The following is a 5,649-nucleotide window of genomic DNA, read 5'->3' as shown; positions in this document are numbered from 1 at the left end:
TCGATCACCGACGGCCAGATCTTCCTCGAAACCGACCTGTTCAACGCGGGCATCCGTCCGGCGATCAACGTCGGCCTGTCGGTCAGCCGCGTCGGCTCGGCCGCGCAGACCAAGGCGATGAAGAAGGTCGCGGGCTCGATCAAGCTGGAGCTGGCGCAGTATCGCGAAATGGCCGCCTTCGCGCAGTTCGGCTCGGACCTCGACGCATCGACCCAGCGCCTGCTCAACCGCGGCGCGCGCCTGACCGAGCTGCTGAAGCAGCCGCAGTTCAGCCCCCTGCCCTTCGAGGAGCAGGTCGCGTCGATCTTCGCCGGCACCAACGGCTATATCGATGCGCTGCCGGTCGGCGACGTGACCCGCTACGAGGCGGCGATGCTCGCTTACCTCCGTTCGGATCATGCCGACGTGCTCGCCGCGATCCGCGACAGCAAGGACCTTTCGGACGACAGCAAGGCCAAGCTCAAGAGCGCGCTCGAAAGCTTCGCCAAGACGTTCGCGTAACACATCGTCGCCCCTGCGCAGGCAGGGGCCCATGTCTCTCACTCACGAGGGACACCGTACGTGGTTAGAGAGATGGACCCCGGCCTTCGCCGGGGTGACGGAAGAAGGAAGAGGTAGGGACAGTGGCCAGCCTCAAGGCGCTCAAGAACCGGATCAGCTCGGTCAAATCGACCCAGAAGATCACCAAGGCGATGAAGATGGTCGCCGCCGCCAATCTGCGCCGCGCGCAGCAGGCGGCCGAGGCCGGGCGCCCTTATGCCGAGCGTCTCAACGCGGTGATGGCAAGCCTCGCGTCGAAGGTGACGATCGGCCCGAACAGCCCGAAGCTGCTCGCCGGCACCGGTTCGGATCAGAAGCACCTGCTGGTGGTCGCAACATCGGAGCGCGGCCTTGCCGGCGCGTTCAACACCAACATCGTCCGCGCCGCGCGCAAGCAGGCCGACGATCTGATCGCGCAGGGCAAGGACGTCCGCTTCTACCTGATCGGCAAGAAGGGCCGCGCCGTCCTCCAGCGCCTCTATCCCGGCAAGATCGTCCACCAGGTCGACCAGAGCCACATCAAGAACGTCGCCTTCACCGACGCGCTCGAGGTCGCGCGCGATCTGACCGCGCGGTTCGAGGCGGGCGAGTTCGACATCGCGCACCTGTTCTTCGCCAAGTTCCAGTCGGCGCTGGTCCAGCTGCCGACCCAGCTTCAGATCATCCCGGTCGCGATCCCCGCCAACGATACGCAGCTGTCAACTTCGTCAACTTCGGCGGCGGTCGAATATGAGCCCGACGAGGAATCGATCCTGGCGGAACTGCTCCCGCGCAATATCGCGATCCAGCTGTTCCGCGCGATGCTGGAAAATGCCGCGTCCGAACAGGGCAGCCGCATGAACGCGATGGATAATGCCACACGCAACGCGGGTGACATGATCAACCGTCTCTCGATCCAATACAACCGCACCCGCCAGGCCGCGATCACGACCGAGCTGGTCGAAATCATCTCGGGCGCCGAAGCGCTCTAAGCAGACACGAAGGCAAGGAAACACCCATGGCCACCGCCCCCGCAATCAGCTTCGGCACCAACAATGTCGGCCGCATCGCCCAGGTGATCGGCGCCGTCGTCGACGTGCAGTTCGACGGCGATCTGCCGCCGATCCTGACCGCGCTCGAAAACACCAACCAGGGCGCCCGCCTGGTGCTCGAAGTAGCGCAGCATCTCGGCGAGAATACCGTCCGCACGATCGCGATGGACTCAACCGACGGCCTGACGCGTGGCCACGAAGTGACCGACACCGGCCAGCAGATCCGCGTGCCCGTCGGCCCCAAGACGCTCGGCCGCATCCTGAACGTCGTCGGCGATCCGATCGACGAGCGCGGGCCCGTCGCGTCGGACCTGACCGGCCCGATCCACAACAAGGCGCCCGAATTCGTCGACCAGTCGACCGAGGCGTCGATTCTCGTCACCGGCATCAAGGTGATCGACCTGCTCGCGCCTTATGCGCGTGGCGGCAAGATCGGCCTGTTCGGCGGCGCCGGCGTCGGCAAGACGGTGCTGATCCAGGAACTGATCAACAACATCGCCAAGGGCCATGGCGGCGTGTCGGTGTTTGCGGGCGTCGGCGAGCGCACGCGTGAGGGCAACGACCTCTATCACGAATTCCTCGACGCGGGCGTGATCGCCAAGGATGCCGACGGCAACCCGACCGAAGAAGGATCGAAGGTCGCGCTCGTGTTCGGCCAGATGAACGAGCCGCCCGGGGCCCGCGCGCGCGTTGCCCTCTCGGGTCTCGCCAACGCGGAATATTTCCGCGACGTCGAGGGCCAGGACGTGCTGTTCTTCGTCGACAACATCTTCCGCTTCACCCAGGCGGGTTCGGAAGTGTCGGCGCTGCTCGGCCGCATCCCCTCGGCGGTGGGCTATCAGCCCACGCTGTCGACCGACATGGGCGCGCTGCAGGAGCGGATCACCTCGACCAACAAGGGGTCGATCACCTCGGTGCAGGCGATCTACGTGCCGGCGGACGACCTTACCGATCCGGCGCCCGCCACCTCGTTCGCCCACTTGGACGCGACGACCACGCTGAGCCGCGCGATCTCCGAGCTCGGCATCTATCCGGCGGTCGATCCGCTCGACTCCACCAGCCGCGTGCTGACCCCGGCGGTCGTCGGGCAGGAGCATTACGAAACCGCCCGCGCCGTCCAGGAAGTGCTGCAGAAGTACAAGTCGCTGCAGGACATCATCGCCATCCTCGGCATGGACGAGCTGTCGGAGGAGGACAAGCTCACCGTCCAGCGCGCCCGCAAGATCCAGCGCTTCCTCTCCCAGCCGTTCCACGTCGCCGAGGTCTTCACCGGCATCTCCGGCAAGTTCGTGCAGGTCGAAGACACGGTCCGTTCGTTCAAGGCGGTCGTGAACGGCGAATATGACCACCTGCCCGAGGCCGCCTTCTACATGGTCGGCGGCATCGAAGAGGCGGTCGAGAAGGCCAAGAAGCTGGCCGAACAGGCCTGATGGCCGGACCGCTGCGCCTGGCGGACGCGGTCAACACGGTCTGTCCCTGGTCGGGCGATCCGATCACGGAGGACGCGTTGACGGTCTATCGCGGCGCGGTGGTCGGCTTCTGCAATCCCGGCTGCCGCGATAAGTTCGCGGCCGCCACCCGCGCCTTCGACGGCGCGATCGAGGAACGGTAATGGCTCTCCACTTCGAACTCGTCACGCCCGAGCGACTGGTCCGCGCCGAGGACGTCCATATGGTCGTCGTGCCCGGCACCGAGGGTGATTTCGGCGTGCTGGAGGGCCATGCGCCGGTCATGTCGGTCATCCGCACGGGCGAGATCGTCGTCTATTCCGCGCCGAGCACCGTGTCGGCGCGGATCACCGTCGAGGGCGGCTTTGCCGAGGTCAACGATCGCGGCCTGACCGTCCTGGCCGAGGCCGCCAGCGAGGCCTGAGCGCCCGCTCCTTAAACAGCCGTCAAGCATTCTCGTCTACGCGCGTCCCTGCCCGGCCATCGCCGGAGGGGAGACCGGTATGGGTGCGTTCGGACGGCGGGGTGGCATCGGCGCCGCGCGGGCAAGCTTCGGGTCCGCCCGCCCCGCCCCCGCCGCGATTGACGGCAACGTCCTGGCTCTTGCCGCCGATCCCCCTCCTGTCGAGGGCAACCCCGTCCACGATGCGATGGCGCGGCTGGCCGATCGGATCGCCAGGTCGGGCGAACCCGCCTGCGCGACGCCGAAGGGCTTCGAAGCATCGGTCCACACCATCAAGGAACAGGTGCTCCCCCGCCTCTTGGAACGCATTGATCCCGAGGCCGCCGCAGCGCTCGACAAGGACGAGCTTGCCGAGGAATTTCGCCCGATCGTGAGCGAGGTTCTCGCCGAACTCCGCATCACGCTCAACCGGCGCGAGCAGACCGCGCTGGAGAAGGTGCTGGTCGACGAGTTGCTCGGGCTCGGCCCGCTTGAGGAGTTGCTGTCCGACCCGCTCGTCAGCGACATCATGGTCAACGGCCCCGGCCAGACCTATGTCGAGCGCAAGGGGAAGCTGGAGCTTGCCGCCGTCCAGTTCCGCGACGAAACGCACCTGTTCCAGATCGCGCAGCGGATCGTCAGCAAGGTTGGCCGCCGTGTCGACCAGACCACGCCTTTGGCCGACGCCCGCCTGCCGGATGGCAGCCGCGTCAACGTCATCGTGCCGCCCCTGTCGCTGCGCGGCACGGCGATCTCGATCCGCAAATTCTCCGCCAAGCCGATCACGCTCGACATGATGGCCAAGGGCGACAGCATGTCGGACCGGATGGCGACGGTGCTCAAGATCGCGGGCGCGAGCCGCTTCAACATCGTCATTTCCGGCGGCACCGGATCGGGCAAGACGACGATGCTCAACGCTATCTCGAAAATGATCGATCCCGGCGAACGCGTGCTGACGATCGAAGATGCGGCCGAACTGCGCCTTCAGCAGCCCCACTGGCTGCCGCTCGAAACGCGCCCCGCCAATCTGGAAGGACAGGGCGAGGTTTCGATCCGCGACCTCGTCAAGAACGCGCTGCGCATGCGCCCCGACCGGATTATCCTGGGCGAGGTGCGCGGGCCTGAATGCTTCGACCTGCTGTCCGCCATGAACACGGGCCACGACGGATCGATGGCCACGCTCCACTCCAACTCCCCGCGCGAATGCCTCGCGCGGATGGAGAATATGGTGATGATGAGCGACATCAAGGTGCCGAAGGATGCGATCAGCCGCCAGATCGCGGACTCGGTCGACCTGATCGTTCAGGTGAAGCGCCTGCGCGACGGTAGCCGCCGCGTGACCAACATCACCGAGGTGATCGGGATGGAAGGCAGCGTGATCGTCACGCAGGAATTGTTCAAGTTCGAATATCTGGACGAGACAGCCGACGGCAAGATTCTCGGCGAATATCGATCGATGGGCCTGCGCCCTTACACATTGGATAAGGCCAAGCAGTTCGGCTTCGAGCAGCCCTATCTCGAAGCCTGCCTGTAAAGGGGCGGCGCCCTAGCTGGCGAGCTTGTTCAATTTGTCCTGCAGCGCGGCCATCTGCTCCTTGAGCGCCGCCAGGTCGTCGGTGCTCTGCGTCGCGGGCGGGGTGGCGGACGGCGCAGCGAAAGGCGTCTGCCCCGGCACGCCGGCCTTGTTGAAGGCGGCGGCGGCAGCCTCGAACATGTCCATGTTGCGCTTGGCGAGTTCCGCGAACGGTCCGCCCGCAAAGGCGCCTTCCATTGCGGCGCGGAACTGCGTCTGGTTGCGGCGGAAGGCCTCCATCGACGCTTCCAGATATTGCGGGACCATCGACTGCATGGAGTCGCCGTAAAGCGAGATGAGCTGGCGCAGGAAGCTTACCGGCAGCATCGTCTGGCCGCGATTCTCCTCTTCCATGATGATCTGGGTGAGAACGTTATGGGTGATGTCTTCTTCGGTCTTCGCGTCGATGACCTTGAAGTCCCGGCCGTCGCGCGTCATCTGCGCCAGGTGATCCAGCGTGATGTAGCTCGACGATTCCGTGTTGTAGAGCCGGCGGTTGGCGTATTTCTTGATGATCACGGTACCCGATTGATCGGTCGATTTCGCCATGCCGCAAGCCCCTCCACCTAGAATGTCGACATTAACACCACATCTTGACGCGGCGCAACACAGGCC

6 protein-coding genes and 1 pseudogene are annotated in these 5,649 nt (G+C 65.4%); 6 read left to right on the top strand and 1 reads right to left on the bottom strand.

Annotated features, from left to right (window positions below; all coding sequences use genetic code 11):
* From ACOJSF_RS09655 to ACOJSF_RS09630, 6 genes and pseudogenes are all read left to right on the top strand, one after another.
* Nucleotides 1–501, top strand: a pseudogene (locus ACOJSF_RS09655) (F0F1 ATP synthase subunit alpha); the annotation flags it as partial.
* A 122-nt stretch (nt 502–623) separates the two neighbouring features.
* A complete protein-coding gene (locus tag ACOJSF_RS09650; protein ID WP_420141997.1) occupies nt 624–1,511 on the top strand; it encodes a F0F1 ATP synthase subunit gamma in 888 nt (295 codons plus the stop codon).
* A gap of 26 nt (nt 1,512–1,537) precedes the next feature.
* The gene (atpD, locus tag ACOJSF_RS09645; protein ID WP_420141996.1) at nt 1,538–3,001 is read left to right on the top strand and encodes a F0F1 ATP synthase subunit beta; all 1,464 of its coding nucleotides are present in this window, start codon (nt 1,538–1,540) and stop codon (nt 2,999–3,001) included.
* Entirely contained in the window at nt 3,001–3,183 is a 183-nt protein-coding gene (locus tag ACOJSF_RS09640; RefSeq protein ID WP_420141995.1) for a glutathione S-transferase, read from the top strand. The genes atpD and ACOJSF_RS09640 overlap by 1 nt, the downstream gene beginning before the upstream one ends.
* Nucleotides 3,183–3,443 (top strand): ATP synthase F1 subunit epsilon, encoded by a 261-nt coding sequence (locus tag ACOJSF_RS09635; RefSeq protein WP_420141994.1) that lies wholly within the window; start codon nt 3,183–3,185, stop codon nt 3,441–3,443. Before ACOJSF_RS09640 ends, ACOJSF_RS09635 begins: the two co-directional genes overlap by 1 nt.
* A gap of 79 nt (nt 3,444–3,522) precedes the next feature.
* Complete coding sequence (locus ACOJSF_RS09630) at nt 3,523–4,995, top strand: CpaF family protein (protein ID WP_420141993.1); 1,473 nt, start codon at nt 3,523–3,525, stop codon at nt 4,993–4,995.
* Between the two features lie 12 nt (nt 4,996–5,007).
* Here the strand turns inward: ACOJSF_RS09630 and phaR are convergent, their stop codons facing one another.
* A complete protein-coding gene (gene phaR / locus ACOJSF_RS09625; protein ID WP_420141998.1) occupies nt 5,008–5,583 on the bottom strand; it encodes a polyhydroxyalkanoate synthesis repressor PhaR in 576 nt (191 codons plus the stop codon).
* Nucleotides 5,584–5,649: the final 66 nt, after the last annotated feature.

The organism is Sphingomonas sp. (assembly GCF_048594985.1).
Lineage (GTDB): Bacteria > Pseudomonadota > Alphaproteobacteria > Sphingomonadales > Sphingomonadaceae > Sphingomonas_I.
The sequence above is the reverse complement of the archived record's forward strand: the minus strand, read 5'-3'. Positions and strand labels throughout refer to the sequence as shown.

Bases quoted from the DNA above. Each gene is read 5' to 3' on its own strand.
- atpD (WP_420141996.1), top strand. From the start codon at position 1,538: ATGGCCACCGCCCCCGCAATCAGCTTCGGCACCAACAATGTCGGCCGC.
- phaR (WP_420141998.1), bottom strand. From the start codon at position 5,583: ATGGCGAAATCGACCGATCAATCGGGTACCGTGATCATCAAGAAATAC.
- ACOJSF_RS09630 (WP_420141993.1), top strand. From the start codon at position 3,523: ATGGGTGCGTTCGGACGGCGGGGTGGCATCGGCGCCGCGCGGGCAAGC.
- ACOJSF_RS09640 (WP_420141995.1), top strand. From the start codon at position 3,001: ATGGCCGGACCGCTGCGCCTGGCGGACGCGGTCAACACGGTCTGTCCC.
- ACOJSF_RS09635 (WP_420141994.1), top strand. From the start codon at position 3,183: ATGGCTCTCCACTTCGAACTCGTCACGCCCGAGCGACTGGTCCGCGCC.